General features: G+C 67.0%; 15 protein-coding genes. All 15 read right to left on the bottom strand.

What is annotated here, in order from left to right; all coding sequences use genetic code 11:
- Positions 1-46: 46 nt before the first annotated feature.
- Entirely contained in the window at positions 47-1318 is a 1272-nt protein-coding gene (locus F9929_RS10730) for an arsenic transporter (protein WP_152046576.1), read from the bottom strand.
- A gap of 63 nt (positions 1319-1381) precedes the next feature.
- Complete coding sequence (locus F9929_RS10725) at positions 1382-2770, bottom strand: MFS transporter (RefSeq protein WP_152046575.1); 1389 nt, start codon at positions 2768-2770, stop codon at positions 1382-1384.
- A gap of 92 nt (positions 2771-2862) precedes the next feature.
- Complete coding sequence (locus F9929_RS10720) at positions 2863-4065, bottom strand: divergent polysaccharide deacetylase family protein (RefSeq protein WP_152046574.1); 1203 nt, start codon at positions 4063-4065, stop codon at positions 2863-2865.
- A 121-nt stretch (positions 4066-4186) separates the two neighbouring features.
- On the bottom strand, positions 4187-5530 hold the full coding sequence (locus F9929_RS10715) for a S41 family peptidase (RefSeq protein ID WP_152046573.1): 1344 nt from the start codon (positions 5528-5530) through the stop codon (positions 4187-4189).
- Positions 5520-6998, bottom strand: a complete 1479-nt coding sequence (locus F9929_RS10710; RefSeq protein WP_193227704.1) for a murein hydrolase activator EnvC family protein — start codon at positions 6996-6998, stop codon at positions 5520-5522. Before F9929_RS10710 ends, F9929_RS10715 begins: the two co-directional genes overlap by 11 nt.
- A 207-nt stretch (positions 6999-7205) precedes the next feature.
- A complete protein-coding gene (gene rlmH, locus F9929_RS10705; RefSeq protein WP_152046571.1) occupies positions 7206-7688 on the bottom strand; it encodes a 23S rRNA (pseudouridine(1915)-N(3))-methyltransferase RlmH in 483 nt (160 codons plus the stop codon).
- Positions 7689-7722: 34 nt separating this feature from the next.
- Entirely contained in the window at positions 7723-8187 is a 465-nt protein-coding gene (gene rsfS, locus F9929_RS10700; protein ID WP_407922221.1) for a ribosome silencing factor, read from the bottom strand.
- Positions 8188-8267: 80 nt separating this feature from the next.
- Complete coding sequence (locus F9929_RS10695; RefSeq protein WP_152046570.1) at positions 8268-8885, bottom strand: nicotinate-nucleotide adenylyltransferase; 618 nt, start codon at positions 8883-8885, stop codon at positions 8268-8270.
- Positions 8886-8919: 34 nt separating this feature from the next.
- A complete protein-coding gene (locus F9929_RS10690) occupies positions 8920-10194 on the bottom strand; it encodes a glutamate-5-semialdehyde dehydrogenase (protein WP_152046569.1) in 1275 nt (424 codons plus the stop codon).
- A gap of 3 nt (positions 10195-10197) precedes the next feature.
- Positions 10198-11352 carry a glutamate 5-kinase gene (gene proB / locus F9929_RS10685; protein ID WP_152046568.1) on the bottom strand — a complete coding sequence of 385 codons (1155 nt, stop codon included), beginning with the start codon at positions 11350-11352 and terminating at the stop codon, positions 10198-10200.
- The gene (gene obgE / locus F9929_RS10680; RefSeq protein ID WP_152046567.1) at positions 11349-12422 is read right to left on the bottom strand and encodes a GTPase ObgE; all 1074 of its coding nucleotides are present in this window, start codon (positions 12420-12422) and stop codon (positions 11349-11351) included. Before obgE ends, proB begins: the two co-directional genes overlap by 4 nt.
- 46 nt (positions 12423-12468) lie before the next feature.
- Positions 12469-13014 (bottom strand): DUF3833 family protein, encoded by a 546-nt coding sequence (locus F9929_RS10675; RefSeq protein WP_193227703.1) that lies wholly within the window; start codon positions 13012-13014, stop codon positions 12469-12471.
- Complete coding sequence (locus tag F9929_RS10670) at positions 13008-13595, bottom strand: GNAT family N-acetyltransferase (protein ID WP_152046565.1); 588 nt, start codon at positions 13593-13595, stop codon at positions 13008-13010. Before F9929_RS10670 ends, F9929_RS10675 begins: the two co-directional genes overlap by 7 nt.
- Before the next feature lie 139 nt (positions 13596-13734).
- On the bottom strand, positions 13735-14001 hold the full coding sequence (gene rpmA, locus F9929_RS10665) for a 50S ribosomal protein L27 (protein WP_152046564.1): 267 nt from the start codon (positions 13999-14001) through the stop codon (positions 13735-13737).
- Between the two features lie 114 nt (positions 14002-14115).
- On the bottom strand, positions 14116-14586 hold the full coding sequence (gene rplU / locus F9929_RS10660; protein ID WP_152046563.1) for a 50S ribosomal protein L21: 471 nt from the start codon (positions 14584-14586) through the stop codon (positions 14116-14118).
- Positions 14587-14706 lie beyond the last annotated feature (120 nt).

The raw sequence follows: 14706 nt of genomic DNA, 5'->3' as shown, positions 1-14706 counted from the left end.
GTCCGTGCGTCGGGTTATCGGGCGTGGGCCTGCGAAGGCAACCGCCCTACCGCCACATGCCTTGCAGGATCACGACGCCGAGCGCCGGCAGAAGCGCCGCCGGCATCATGAGAAGGCCGAGCTTCAGAAACCGCCATGCGCTGAAGGACAGGTTCTCGCGGCGCAGCGCCGTCAGCCACAGGATCGTGGCGAGCGATCCGGTGACGGAAAGGTTCGGTCCGAGATCGACGCCGATGAGAATCGCGTCGACCACCTGATCGGGCAGATGGGCGGCCGTGGTGAAGGCCCCGGCCATCAGCCCGAGCGGCAGGTTGTTGGTCAGGTTCGTGCCGAAGGCGAGAGCGGTGCCGGCCACAGCCGCGCCAAAGGCGGGGGAACCGTTCAGGGGACCCTGGAAGGCGGTCACCAGCATCTCCTCCAGTCCGCTGATTTCCAAAGCCCTGACGATGACGAAAAGGCCGGCCACGAGAAGGAGCGTCGACCAGGACACGCCTTTCACCATCGGCCAGGGACTGGAACGCTCGCCGATCACGACGGCAAGGGCCGTCAGCCCGCCGGCGATAGCCGTTGGCGTGCCGAGATCCGCGCCGAGGGCGGAAGAGCTGAGGAGAACGATTGCTGTCACGACGATCCCGACCGCCGCGATGCGCCCTCCGAGAGACAGATGCGGAATGGCGACGTCGCGGCTCGTTTCCCCCGCCAGGTCCTTCGCTTGCGTCCAGCGCAGGAGCCAGAAGGTGACGAGGATCGCAACCATCGAAGGCAGGGCGAACCGCGCCAGCCATTCCGCGAGCGGCGGCATGTCGGCGCCGAAGACCACGAGATTGGCCGGGTTGGAGATCGGCAGCACGAAGGAGGCGGCGTTGGCGACGAAGGCGCAGACCAGAAGATAGGGCATCGGCGACGGCGCTTTCGCCGCCCGCGCCATGGCGGCGACGGCCGGCGTCAGAACGACGGCGGTCGCATCGTTCGACAGGAACACCGTGACAAGCGTGCCGATGGCATAAACGAGGGTGAAGAGGCGCTTGGGCGAGCCCTTCGCCCGGCGCGCTGCGAAGGCCGCCAGATAATCGAACAGGCCTTCCAGCCGGGCGACCTCGGCCAGAAGCATCATGCCGATCAGAAAGAGATAAACGTCGGTGCCGGACGCGATGCCGGCCCCGACCTCACCGAACGGGAGAAGGCCGAACAAGGCGAGGAGCGCCGCCCCGGCCACGGCGAAGACCCATTCCGGCCCATTAAGCGGGCGGAAGATGACACCGGCGATGGCAAGGGCCGAGATCACCCAGATGGCGACGTTCGGATCGAGAACCGACATGAAACTCAACTCGGTGGGAAAAGACAGGCTGGCGCTCGGTGCGAGACGTCGATCCGCTCCGTGTCATTCCCCTCGGCAGGCCGCAACGACTTTCGGCGCAAAGGCGAGCCAAACCACCAATCCGCAGACCGCGAAGCCGCCAAGGGCGAGATAAGCGGTGGAGAAGCCGAAGCTCGATACGATAGCGCCGGCAATGGCGGGGCTCAACGAAGCGCCGACGCCCTGCACCGTCATCACCGCGCCAAGGCCAGCATTGATGTGCCCGGTGCCTTTCAGGATCCGCGCGACGAGACCGGGCACGGCGACGCCGAGGAGCCCCGCGCCGACTCCGTCCAACATCTGGACGGGCACGAGCGCGTAGGGGCTCGCCCATAGCCCGGCGATCAATCCGCGAACGGGCAAGGCCGCAAGGGCCGCGATCAGAAGGAGGTAATATCCGCGCCGCCCGGCAAAGCCCGCGGCCAGAAGCGCCACCGGAATCATGGTGAGCTGCGCGATCACGACGGTCGCCGCCGTATAGGACACCGGATCGGCGAGAAGCGTTTGGACAAGAGAGGGCTGCGTTGCCGGGCGCCCGGCCTTGGCCGAAGACGGCGCCGGCCCGGTTTGCGAAACGGCTTCGCCCGATTGGGGCGCTGCCTCGTGATGCGTTTCCGCAGTCGTATCGGACGAGCTTTGCGCCTGCGAGGCCGCCTGTTGGCCCAGAAGCGGCAGCATCGCGCCGTTGCCGAAGTGGAACAGCATCAAGGTGGCGGCGAGAACGAGAAGCGGCGTAGAGCGCCAAAGAACGCGGAGGCCCGAGGGCGGTTCGCGTTCCCCCTCTTGCTTGGGCTCCAGGCCGCGCGCCACGTCATGGTCGATATCGCCCGGTCGGATCATGAGAACCGCGACGATCGATCCGACCGCCATCAGGGTCATCAGCACGAAGACGGCGGGAAGGCCGAACTCGTAGCCGAAGAAGCCGGCGCCGACGGCGGCGAAGACGTTGCCCCCGTGGTTCCAGGCCTCGTTGCGCCCGAGCTGAGGCGCCAAGCCCGATTGGCCGACGAGACCGAGCGTCATGCCGGCGACGGCCGGGCCGATGGCCGCGCCCGCGATGCCGGTCGCGATCTGCGAAGCAGCGACAAAGGCGAAGCTCGGCAGGAACAGGATGGCGAGGGAAGCGAGGATGGTCAGCGCGGCGCAGAAGCCGATCATGAAGCGCTTGGCCTTGGAAGCGTCGGCCAGCGCGCCGAGCGGCGTCGTGGCGAGCATTCCGGCGATGCCGCCGACCGTCATCACCAGACCGATGGAGGTCGTGTCCCAGCCCTTGCCGATCAGGAAGATGCCGAGAAACGGCCCGAGACCATCGCGAACGTCGGCGAGAAAGAAATTCACCGCGCCGAGAGCGCGCACGGAACGAGACCGCGCAGGAGCTTTCTCCTGCGGCTGGGCCAAGGCAAGGCTGCTCATGGGCAACGTCTCCGAAACGGGGAACGGCGCGGGACGCCCCGTGTCGCGGGAGACAATATGCTCAGTGCAGGTTTTGGTTCCCGTCTACCGGATTATTGTGCTTCCGGGTCGTCGGCGAGGGCGGAAACGGGCACCACGGCGATTCCCCGCGCTTCCGCTTCCCCGATCCAGGCGGCGATGGCCGAAACGGAATTGTCGAAGGCGGACGCCACGCCGATCGCCCTTCCCTTGGCGCGCGCGATCCGCTCCAGCGCGTCGAGTTGCTTGGCGATGGATTCCGCATCCTGGCGCTGATCGATGACGATATCGGCGCCGGCATAAAGGCCGCCCGCTTGCCCCAGCGCGTCCCGCGCCAGACTGCGCGCCGATGTGCCGTCGTCGAGATAAAGAAGGCCGCGCTTGGCGAGTTCCGAGGCGAGCGAGCGCATCGCGCCGGCATCCCCCGTCAGCCGCGCGCCCATGTAGTTCGTGATCCCGACATAGTTCGTCAAACGGCCGAGCGAGTATTGGAGATCGCGCCATCGTCCAGCCTCCGCGTCGGCCAGGGTCAGCGTGTGCTCGCCCGGCGAAACGTCGGGATAGCCGATCGGCTCCATCGGCACCTGGAGAAGCAGTTCGTGGCCGCTCGAGCGTGCCTGCCGCATCCAGCGGTCGAGGCTGTTGCCGGCCGGCGCGAAGGCGAGTGTCACGCCGGCGGGCAGCTTGTCGATGGCGTTCATCGTGCCGGTCTGGCTGATGCCGAGACCGCCCACCACGATGGCGACGCGCGTGCCGCGGTCGGCGGAAGGCTCGGTCTGGTAAACATCGAAGGGTCGCCTGCCGTCGGCGGCGCGAACGGGAAGCGGGCCTTCGTCGCCGGGTTCCAGAAGGGCCTCATCCGGGGAGGAAGCTTCCGAAAGCGGCTGGCGCAGAACGGCGGGATCGCGCACCGAGACGAGCTTGCCGAAGGTGCCGGACGCGCCGGGCGGATAGCTGACGGTCGGGGCATCGTCCGATGCCACTGGCGTCTCGATGCCGAGGCTCGACCGGCCAAGCGGCATCAACGGGGCGGATGCGACCGGATCGGGCTTCGCGGCGGCCATCTCCGCCGCCCGCGCTTCGTCCGCTTCGCGCAGGGCCGCCTCGGCGAAGACATCGACGTCGCGCAACGGTGGCCGGTGGAGACTGACCGCAAAGGAACCCACCAGCACTGCGAAAACAACGGACAGGCGGAGGAGGCGGCCGGTCGGAACCACGAACCGCCGTTCTTTGCCGTGCTGCTTGTCGAGCCCCAGGGGCCGGTAGAGATCGCCCATGGATGACTGATTAACCAGTCTGGCTGGAACGAGGCTCGTGGGGCGGAAACGGTTGATCGTGCAAAGAAAAGCCCGGCCGGGAAAACCCGGCCGGGCGAAACGTCATCGAAAGCGACGCGCCTTACTTGGCCGCGCGCTGGTCGGGCTTGGGCGGGAAGGCCGCGTCGGTCTTCACACCGCGCAGGAGATCCAGCGCGTAGTTGAGCTGGATGTCGTCCTTGGCGTCCGGCGGCACGTAATCGAGCGAACCGGACCCTTCCGAGTTTTCTTCCTTGCCGGTGATATGGCCACGGAGCGAAGACTCGCCGCGCGTCACCTCGTCTCCGGCGTCGAGGCCCATCTGCTTCTTGATGTCGTCGGGCAGCGGCTGCTCGACGGCGATATCCGGGTCGATACCGCGTCCCTGGATGGAGCGGCCGGACGGCGTGTAGTAGAGCGCCGTGGTCAGGCGCAGCGCACCGTTGCCGCCGAGCGGGATGATGGTCTGCACCGAGCCCTTGCCGAAGGAACGCGAGCCGACAACCGTCGCGCGGCGCTGATCCTGCAACGCGCCGGCCACGATCTCGGAAGCCGAGGCCGAGCCGCCGTTGACGATCACCACCAGCGGCTTGCCGTGGATGTCGTCGCCCGAGCGCGCGTTGTAGCGGCGGGTTTCTTCCGGGTTGCGGCCGCGCGTCGAAACGATCTCGCCGTTTTCCAGGAAGGCGTCCGACACGGACACCGCTTCGTCGAGAAGTCCGCCCGGATTGCGGCGCAGATCGAGCACGAAGCCCTTCAGCTTGTCGGCTGGAACCTTCTTCTCGATATCGGCGATGGCTTCTTCCATGCCGACGGTGGTCTGCTCGTTGAACTTCAGGAGCTTGATGTAGCCGACATCGTCCTTCACCTCGTGGCGGACGGAGGGCACCTTGATCTCGTCGCGCTTGATGGAAAGGCGGATGGGCTTCGTCGCCCCTTCGCGCACGATGGTGAGCGTGACGGACGAACCGATGTCGCCCTTCATCTTCTCGACCGCCTGCGAAAGGGTGAGGCCGCGCACCTGATCGCCGTTGATCTCGGCGATGAGATCGCCGGCCAGAACGCCCGCCTTGTCGGCCGGAGTGCCCTCGAAGGGCGACACGACCTTGACGAGCTCGTCCTGCATCGTGACCTCGATGCCGAGGCCCCCGAACTGGCCGCGCGTTTCGGTGCGCATGTCCGCCGCTTCCTTGGCGTTCATGTAGCTCGAATGCGGGTCGAGGGAGGTGAGCATGCCGTTGATGGCGTTTTCCACCATCTTCTGGTCGTCGGGCGCGGAAACATATTGCGAGCGCACGCGCTCGAACACGTCGCCGAAGATCGCGAGCTGGCGATAGGTGTCGGAGCCCGCCGCGTTGGCGACCCCCGCCTGCTGGCCGACGATGACCGTCATCGCCGTGGCACCCATCAGCGCGCCCGCGAAGAGAAGCGAGAGCTTACGTATCATTCCTGGTCCTTCCAGATAGCCGAGACGTCCACCACGGAGACGGATCGACCGGTTTCCCGTCCTTGCGAAATTCTACGTAAAGCGAGGGTTCGCTCGCTTCGAACTCAAGCCCCGACGCGCTCGCCACCCGTCGGGCTCCCATCACCGCCACGGGTTCACCGGCGAGAACGCCCTGCCCAACTTCCACGTCGGACCGGCTCATGCCCGCCAACACGACATGATAGCCATCGCCGGCGTCAAGGATCAATAGCTCGCCGTAGGAGCGGAAGGGACCCGAATACAAAACCTGACCGTCCGCGGGCGCCGTCACGATGTCGCCGGCCTTGGCGAGAAAGAACATGCCCGCGCTCGGGCGACCGATGCCGTCGCTTTCTCCGAACCGCGTCAGGACTCCACCCGCCACAGGAGGGGTGAGACGTTTCTTCAATGTCGAAAATGCGGCGACGGGCTCGATCCGCCCCATGTCACGGCGAAGTGACGCAATATCATAGCTTTGGGACGGTGTTTGGCCTTCCGGCGGCAGCGCGGCGACCTCGCGCTCACCCGCGTCCCCGCGCTCGTCCGGGGGCATCGGCTGGGCTTGTTCCTTGGCGGCGGGCTCTGCCTGGCGGCGGGCGGCGGCGATCGCGGCTTCTTCAGCGGCGCGCGCAACTGTCGCGTCCGCTTCCAGCGCGGCGACGAGGTCCTGAAGGCTCGTCGCCTTGGACGCGAGATCGGCGGCGCGGCGGCGCTCGGACTCGCGCCGGTCGCGGCTGCCCTGCTCCAGCCTTTCTTTTTCGGTGAAGAGCCGGGCGAGGCGCTCTTCTTCCTCGCGCTTCTGCGTCAAGCTCGCGACATAGCGCGCCTTTTCCGAAGCGATATCGCGCTTGACCTGGGCAAGCTGTTCCAGATCCGCGACAAGCTTTTCGGTTTCCTGGCGGATGCCCGGCACGACGGCGCCGAGGAGAATGGCGCTGCGCACCGAGCCGAGCGCGTCGTCGGGCTTCACCAGAAGCGCCGGGGGGGGCTTGCGGCCGATACGCTCCAGTGCGCCCAGAACCTCCGCCAAAAGCCCGCGACGAGAGCGGAGCGACGCTTTCAACTCGCCTTCCTCGCCGGCCAAACCTTCGATGCGCCCTTCCGTCTGCGACACGTCGAGGGCGAGGGCTTTCTGCGCGGCGGCGGCGTCGATCATCGCCTGCCGGATACGGTCGCGGTCGGCTGCGATTCCGGCGATCTCGGCGTCCAGCTTGGCGATGCCTTCGCGCGTCAGCGAGATGGAAGCGGAGATGGAAGCAAGCTGGTCGGCCGTGCGGTTGCGCTCGGCTTCGATTGCGATGCTGCGAGGTGGCCCTACCGGCACGGCATCGAGGTCCGGGGCGGCGGCGACGGACGGCATGGCGGACAGGAGGCCGAGCGCGATCCAGCCGGCGCGAACCAGACAAACGCGCGCGGAACTTTTAAGTTTAGCTGACCTGCCGCTTCGCAAGTTGCCCGCACCCTTGTCGCAGAAACCGGCGCCGAAGCGCTTCGGGCCGCACCCTAATCCCACCCGCGTTAACAAGCGCTCAACCATTCGCCAACGCAACGCCCGAAGCTTGTTCGAGGCTGTTGATGGCGCGCCGATGGCGGAAAAACGGATGCGGAAAATGTTCCCGCCCTTGTGGCGGAGGCGCAACAAGCGTTCCGGCGTGGCTCAGACCCGGTGATAGGGGTGGCCGGACAGGATGGTGACGGCGCGGTAGAGTTGTTCCGCCAGAAGGATGCGGACGATCTGGTGCGGCCAGGTCATCGCCCCAAAGGCGACGACGAGCCGCGCTTGCCGCTTCAGTTCGGGATCGAGACCGTCCGGCCCGCCGATCAGGACCGCCAGATCGCGCGTTCCCTCGTCGCGCAAAGTGCCGAGGCGCGCGGCGAAATCGGGCGACGAAAAGGTCTTGCCGGTTTCGTCGAGAAGCACGATCGCGGTCTTGTCCGGCAGGGCTGCGGTCAAGCGCGCGGCCTCGTCGCGCTTGCGCTCGGGCGCGGTGCCGGCGCGCGACTCCGCTTCTTCGATCAGCCCCGCATAGTCCAGCCCGACCGCGCCGCCGGTCTTGGCGAGGCGGTCGAGATAGCGCTGCGCGAGTTCCCGTTCGGGGCCGGCCTTCATCCGCCCGACGGCGGCGACCGTCACCCGCATCGAGGTATTCCTTCCCTCAACCCGTCGGACGGGATTAGTGACGGGTGGCTTCCGCCTCGCCCACCGACCACATCTTTTCGAGGTTGTAGAAGGTCCGCACTTCCGGGCGGAAGACGTGGATGATGATGTCGCCGGCGTCGATCAGCACCCAGTCGCCGGCCTGCAGACCCTCGACCCGGCAATTGCCGTAGCCGGCATCCTTCAGGTCGCGCAGGAGATGGTCGGCGACGGCGGTGACGTGACGGTTCGAGCGCCCCGAAACGATCACCATGTGGTCGGCGATCGGCGATTTGCCGGTGAGGTCGATGGCCAGAATGTCTTCGCCCTTGGAATCTTCGAGGCTCCGAAGAACGGCGGCGATGGCGGACCCGCCGGCCTCGCCGGCAATGGTCTCGGAAGAGCTGGAAAGCGTGGCGTCCACAGCCTTGATCGCGGTTGTCAGCAGGGTGTTTCCTTTTCCCGCAAGAAAAACGGAAGAAGGCGGGCTGCCCTCTCCCACGAGATTTCAAGATAGGGCCTTGACGGTGACGGTTTCAAGAACCGCATCGTCACAGGTCAAGGAGAAAGAAGGGGAAATCGTTACTTTCCCTCAAGTTTGGCCCGCAAGGCCGTGGAGGACGCCCACGATCTCGGGCCGTGCAGGAACACCCAGGCGGGCGGGCGCAGGCGCGGAAGAAGAACGGCGTCGGCTTCCGCGATCCGGGCGCTCTTGAATTGCAAGCCCATCGGCGACGCGAGGCTGGACAGCGTCGAGCCCGGTCGGTCGATCACCGCGATCGGCACGGAACCGGCGATCTCGCGCCAATCCTGCCAGCGATGGAAGCCGGCCAGACTGTCGGCCCCCATTATCCATACGAAATGGAGGAGCGGCCGCTCCCGGCGCAGGAGCCGCACGAGATCGGCCGTGTAGCGCAGGCGATAAGCGGCCTCGAAGCCCGTCACCTCGGCGCGCCGTCCCGGCATCAGGGCACGCGACAGGGCGACGCGCTCGGCCAAGGGGCGCAGGCCGTCGTGGCGCTTCAACGGGTTTCCCGGCGATACCAGCCACCACAGGCGGTCGAGGCGCAATCGCCGCATGGCGCTTTGCGCGACAAGGCGATGCCCTTCGTGCGGCGGATCGAACGAACCGCCGAAAAGGCCGACCGTCGCGCCCGCCGGCGCGTTCGGAATGCGCAGGTATCGCGGCGCCAGACTCATGCGTGACGATCGTGCGCGCCGTTGGATGCCGCGTTCACGGCCGCGTCTGGCCGGTGCCGAGAACGCGGTAGTTGAAGCTCGTCAACTGTTCGACGCCCACCGGACCGCGCGCGTGCATCTTGCCGGTCGCGATGCCGATCTCGCCGCCGAAGCCGAATTCGCCGCCGTCGGCGAACTGCGTGGAGGCGTTGTGGAGGAGGATCGCCGAATCGAGCCCCGTCAGGAAGCGCGTCGCCGCCGCTTCGTCGTCGGTCACGATCGCCTCGGTATGATGCGAGGAATAGCGCTCGATATGGCGGATCGCCCCTTCCACGCCGTCCACCACGGCGACCGAGACGATTGCGTCGAGATATTCGGTTTCCCAGTCCTTAGGGTGGGCCGGCAAGCCTTGCGGATAAAGATCGCGCACCGCCTCGTCGCCGCGGATCTCGCATCCCTTTTCGGCGAGCGCGGCCAGAACCGGCACGAGATGGGTGTGCGCCACCGCCCGGTCGACGAGGATCGTTTCCGTCGCCCCGCAGACGCCGGTGCGCCGCATCTTGGAATTCACCGCCAGCGCGACCGCCATGCCGAGATCGGCGCGTCCGTCGATATAAAGATGGCAGAGGCCTTCCAGATGAGCGAAGACCGGCACGCGCGCTTCGCTTTGCACGCGCTCCACCAAGGAGCGGCCGCCGCGCGGCACGATGACATCCACCGCGCCGGCAAGCCCCGTCAGCATATGGCCCACCGCCGCGCGGTCGCTGACCGGCACGAGCTGGATGGCATCCACGGGCAGGCCGGCTTTGGCGAGGCCTTTGGTCAGGCTCGCATGGATCGCGCCCGAAGACGCTGAAGAATCGGAACCTCCGCGCAGGATCACCGCATTTCCGGCCTTCAAACAAAGCGCGCCGGCATCGGCCGTGACGTTCGGCCGGCTTTCGTAGATCACGCCGACGACGCCGAGCGGGGTTCGCACGCGGCGAATGCGAAGGCCGTTCGGCCGCTCCCATTCCGTCACCACCGAACCGACCGGATCGGGGAGCTCGGCGACTTCGCGCAGGGCGCCCGCGATCGCCTCGACCCGCCCTTCCGTCAGCGTCAGACGGTCCAGGATGGCGGGGCCGAGACCGTTGGTGCGGGCGCGCTCCAGATCCTCAGTATTGGCATCGAGGATCACTGCCAGATCGGCCTCGACGGCATCGGCCATGGCGAGAAGCGCGGCATTCTTGCTGTTAGAAGACGCGGTGGCGAGGATGCGCGCGGCCGCCTTGGCGCGCGCACCCATATCCAGCATCAGGGTTTCGACATCATCGACCTTGGTCAGCATCGGTCAGGCCGCCTCGTCGCTTTGAGCGAAATGATGGGCGACGACGAGGTCGTCGCGGTGGATCATGGCCGCGCGGGGGCCATAGCCGAGCGCCGCCTCGATGGCCGAGGAGCGAAGGCCCATGATCTTTCGCGCGTCTCCGGCATCGTAGGACACGAGCCCGCGCGCGACTTCCAGGCCTTGCGCGTCGAGAACGAGGATGGTGTCGCCGCGCGCGAACTCGCCCTCGATCTTCCTGACGCCCGCAGGAAGGAGGCTTTTGCCTGAGCGAAGCGCCCGCACCGCGCCGGCATCCACCACCAGCCGTCCGGCAGCGTTGAGATGGCCGGCGATCCAGCGCTTACGCGCCATGACGGGGCTGGCGGTCGGTTGAAACAGGGTCGCGGGCGCGCCGTTCCGCACGGCGCCCAACGGCGACAAACGCCCACCTTGCGCGATGATCATCGCGGTGCCGGCATGGGTCGCGATCTTGGCCGCGTCGATCTTGGTGCGCATTCCGCCGCGCGAATATTCGGACGCCGCAGCACCGGCCATCGCTTCAATTTCCGGCGTCACGCGCTCCACGAAGGGGATATGCCGCGCATCCGGGTCGCGCGCCGGCGGCGCCGTGTAAAGCCCGTCGACATCCGACAAAAGCACCAGCATGTCCGCCGACATCATCGCGGCGACGCGCGCGGCGAGCCGGTCGTTGTCGCCATAGCGGATCTCGGCGGTCGCCACCGTGTCGTTCTCGTTGATGACCGGCACCGAGCCGAACTGAAGAAGCGTGCCGATCGTGGCGCGGGCGTTGAGATAGCGCCGGCGCTCTTCCGTGTCGCCGAGCGTCAGGAGAATCTGCCCGGCTTCCAGCCCGTGCGGCCCGAGGCAGTCGGCATAGGCCTTGGCGAGTGCGATCTGGCCGACCGCCGCCGCCGCCTGGCTTTCTTCGAGCTTCAGGAGACCGCCCGGCAGTTTCAAAACGCTGCGCCCGAGCGCGATGGCACCGGAAGACACGATCAGCACTTCGCGCCCGTCCTCCGCAAGGTTCGCCACGTCGGAAACCAGGCTTTCCAGCCATTCGCGCTTCAGACCGGTCGCGCGATCCACCAGAAGCGCCGAGCCGATCTTGACGACGATGCGCTTGGCGCCCGCCAGGGCCTCAGCGGCCCCGATCGTCATCGACCGCCCTCCCCCGTCGCGGCCTCGCCGCGCTGCCAGCGCGGATCGGGCCCGGTCGGCTGATCTTCGGTCTCCGCCTCGCGCTCGGCGTCGATGGCGCTCCGCAGGTCGCGCAGCACATCCGTCATGCCCTCGCGGCTGACGGCCGACAGGACCCGAACGGGACGGCCAACGGCTTCCATGAGAGCCGCAAGCTTCTCCTCGCGCGTTTCCGGGTCGAGCGTGTCGGTCTTCGAGAGAGCGACGATCTCGGGCTTGTCGATCAAACCCTCGCCATAGGCTTCCAGCTCGTTGCGCACGGTGTGGTAGGCCTCGGCCACGTCGTCCTCGGTGGCGGATACGAGGTGGAGGAGAACGCGCGTCCGCTCCACATGGCCGAGGAAACGGTCACCGATCCCGACGCCCTCATGCGCCCCTTCGATGAGGCCCGGAATGTCGGCGAGCACGAATTCCTGGGTGTCGATCGTCGCCACGCCCAGATTGGGGTGGAGCGTCGTGAAGGGATAATCGGCGATCTTCGGCCGCGCCGCCGTGACGCTGGCCAGGAACGTCGACTTGCCGGCATTCGGCAGCCCGACGACGCCCGCATCGGCGATGAGCTTCAAGCGCAGCCATATCGTCAGTTCCTCGCCCTCCAAGCCCGGATTGGCGCGGCGCGGCGCCTGGTTCACGGAAGAGCGGAAATAAGCGTTGCCGAAGCCGCCATTGCCGCCGGCGGCGATGCGCTCGCGCTGGCCGATCTCGGTGAGATCGCAAAGCATGGTCTCGTTATCCTCGGCGAAGACCTGCGTTCCCGCCGGGACCTTCAGGACGATGTCGGAGCCCTTGGCGCCCGTGCGGTTACGGCCCATGCCGTGCATACCGGTCTTGGCGCGGTAATGCTGCTGGTAGCGGTAGTCGATCAGGGTGTTGAGACCCGACACGGCCTCCACGAAGACATCGCCGCCGCGCCCGCCGTCGCCGCCATCCGGGCCGCCGAACTCGATGAACTTCTCGCGCCGGAACGAGACCGAACCGGCCCCGCCGTCGCCGGAGCGGATATAGACCTTGGCCTGATCGAGGAACTTCATCGTTTCTTCATCCCGCCGGCATGGTCGCGCCACGCCGTTTCTTAACTCATTTCGCTTCGCCGGGCACCTTCGTGAAGATCACGTGCGATGATGCCAGCGGCAAGCCGAATTTCGAAACCCGCACCCGGTTCTCCGCCGTCCCGTCGGACAGCATGACCATGCGGTGCCGAAAGCCGAGAAGCGTGTCGCCGCCCGGCGCGTAGCCCTCGTAGGAAAGCTCGAGCGCCGCCCCGAGGATGCGTCCCTCGACCGGCACCGGCGCATGGAGAGCGCCGTCGCGCCCTTGTGTTTCCACCGTGCCGCCGTAGCGCCCTTCGCCCGTTTTCGCCAAATGCCAGCGCTGGAGCCGTGGGCCTTCGGGAAACAGGAAATGCTCGTCGAGCACCAGCGCGCTTCCTTCCTCATGCCCTTCGAACCGCGCGGTGAAGGCACGGGTGGAAACGAGCGCCGTCGTCACGGTGCCCTCGCTCGTCGCCTCGCCTCGAAAGAAGCTCAGCGGATCGAAGACATTGGTGGTCACCGGCAAGGTTCCATCCCGCGCGCATGCACCGAGCGCCAAAAGGCCGGCGAGGAGGATCGCGGCCTTCAACATGCCGCCGCATCCAGGCGGCCCCAGGACCGCAAGGCTTCCCAGGTGCGCCGCTCCAGGCCGAACTGCTCGCTCGACACGCGGCCCGCCGCGCGCGACACGAAGGTGCTCGTTCCCCGATACTGGAAGCCGCATTTCTCGAGAACGCGCCGGGAGCGACCGTTGATCGCCCGGCAGCCGGCCAGAACGCAGGTGAGCCCGGCCGTCTCGAAGGCGAGATCCACCACCGCCTGCGCCGCTTCCGTCGCATAGCCCTGCCCCCAATAGGGTCGGCCGAGCCAATAGCCGAGATCGCCGGCGCCGGCCCGCTCCGTCGGGCGCAATCCGCAGATACCGATGAAGCGGTCGTTCTCGGCCAGCGTCACCGCGAAGACGACGCTTCGCGCCGCGACTTCCAGGAAATCCTCGGCATCCGCCATGCGATAAGGGTGCGGCACATGCGCCAGCATTTCCGCCACGCTCCGGTCGCCGGCAAGCTCGGCGATGCGCGAGGCATCGGTCTCCAGCGGTCGCCGCAACCGCAGCCGCCGCGTGGACAAGGGTTCGAGGGGCTCCTCGCCCAGACTGTCGAGTTCGTGTTCCATGGGTCGCCGCTCCGGGTCGGAAAACGAGAAAGGGGAGAGGGTGGTGTCCCGTCTCCCCTTGCCGTCCTGGAAGCTCGAACCCTGTTCGGGTCTCCTCAGGCGCCGGGTCTTCGGGACACCGGCGCTCGGGAGGCTCCGGTCACTCGGCGGCCATCGCCTTCGGCGTGACCGAAATGTACGTGCGGTTGGCCTTGTCGCGGAAGGTCACGGCGCCTTCGACCGTCGCGAAGATCGTGTGGTCCTTGCCGATGCCGACGCCGGCGCCCGGGTGCCAACGCGTGCCGCGCTGACGCACGATGATGTTGCCCGGGACAACCGCCTGGCCACCCGATTTCTTGACGCCGAGACGCTTCGACTCGGAGTCGCGACCGTTGCGGGACGAGCCGCCTGCCTTTTTATGTGCCATCTTCGTTTCTCCTTCGGATCGCGCATCGCTCAAGGAAAGCGACGGGACCCGTTCAAATCTTCAGGTTCCAGACCCGGCGAGCGATCGATCCCTCGACCGCTCCCATCCCGCGTCTTACTCGGCGTCCGCGGCCTTGTCGGCCTTGGGCTTACGGGCAGCCTTCGCCTTGGCCTGCGGCGCTTCGGAGGTTTCGACCGACGAGATGTCGGAAGCGGCGGCAGTCGCCGGGGAGTCGTTCTCGGCCTTGGCCGGCGCGGTCCTGGCCTTCTCGGAAGGCGCCTTGCCGTCCGTCAGGATTTCGCTGATGCGCACCAGCGTCAGGTCCTGGCGATGGCCGCGCGTGCGCTTGGAATTCTGGCGACGGCGCTTCTTGAAGGAGATGACCTTCGGGCCGCGCGTCTGCTCGACGATTTCGGCGACCACGCTGGCGCCGGCCACGAAGGGCGCGCCGACGGTGGAGCCGACCATCAGAACTTCGGCGAAGGTCACGCTGTCGCCAGCCTCGCCGGCCAGACGCTCGATGGTGAATTCGTCGTTGGCGGCGACGCGGTACTGCTTGCCGCCGGTCTTGATCACTGCGAACATGGATAGATCCTTGTGACACGAACTCTCGAAGCCTGAAGCTCCGGGTCGTCTTCTTATGGTTATGGCCGGCCGATCCCGCACTGCAGACGTGGGAACGCCATCAATGAAGACAAGACTGGC

Origin of the sequence: Aureimonas psammosilenae (genome assembly GCF_009176975.1) — a bacterium.
Taxonomy (GTDB): domain Bacteria; phylum Pseudomonadota; class Alphaproteobacteria; order Rhizobiales; family Rhizobiaceae; genus Plantimonas; species Plantimonas psammosilenae.
This window is presented reverse-complemented; position numbering and strand designations above follow the sequence as displayed.

Excerpts from the sequence above, each read along its gene's own strand:
- F9929_RS10730 (WP_152046576.1), bottom strand. The coding sequence starts at position 1,318 with ATGTCGGTTCTCGATCCGAACGTCGCCATCTGGGTGATCTCGGCCCTT.
- F9929_RS10725 (WP_152046575.1), bottom strand. The coding sequence starts at position 2,770 with ATGAGCAGCCTTGCCTTGGCCCAGCCGCAGGAGAAAGCTCCTGCGCGG.
- F9929_RS10720 (WP_152046574.1), bottom strand. The coding sequence starts at position 4,065 with ATGGGCGATCTCTACCGGCCCCTGGGGCTCGACAAGCAGCACGGCAAA.
- F9929_RS10715 (WP_152046573.1), bottom strand. The coding sequence starts at position 5,530 with ATGATACGTAAGCTCTCGCTTCTCTTCGCGGGCGCGCTGATGGGTGCC.
- rlmH (WP_152046571.1), bottom strand. The coding sequence starts at position 7,688 with ATGCGGGTGACGGTCGCCGCCGTCGGGCGGATGAAGGCCGGCCCCGAA.
- F9929_RS10695 (WP_152046570.1), bottom strand. The coding sequence starts at position 8,885 with ATGAGTCTGGCGCCGCGATACCTGCGCATTCCGAACGCGCCGGCGGGC.
- F9929_RS10690 (WP_152046569.1), bottom strand. The coding sequence starts at position 10,194 with ATGCTGACCAAGGTCGATGATGTCGAAACCCTGATGCTGGATATGGGT.
- proB (WP_152046568.1), bottom strand. The coding sequence starts at position 11,352 with ATGACGATCGGGGCCGCTGAGGCCCTGGCGGGCGCCAAGCGCATCGTC.
- obgE (WP_152046567.1), bottom strand. The coding sequence starts at position 12,422 with ATGAAGTTCCTCGATCAGGCCAAGGTCTATATCCGCTCCGGCGACGGC.
- F9929_RS10675 (WP_193227703.1), bottom strand. The coding sequence starts at position 13,014 with ATGTTGAAGGCCGCGATCCTCCTCGCCGGCCTTTTGGCGCTCGGTGCA.
- F9929_RS10670 (WP_152046565.1), bottom strand. The coding sequence starts at position 13,595 with ATGGAACACGAACTCGACAGTCTGGGCGAGGAGCCCCTCGAACCCTTG.
- rpmA (WP_152046564.1), bottom strand. The coding sequence starts at position 14,001 with ATGGCACATAAAAAGGCAGGCGGCTCGTCCCGCAACGGTCGCGACTCC.
- rplU (WP_152046563.1), bottom strand. The coding sequence starts at position 14,586 with ATGTTCGCAGTGATCAAGACCGGCGGCAAGCAGTACCGCGTCGCCGCC.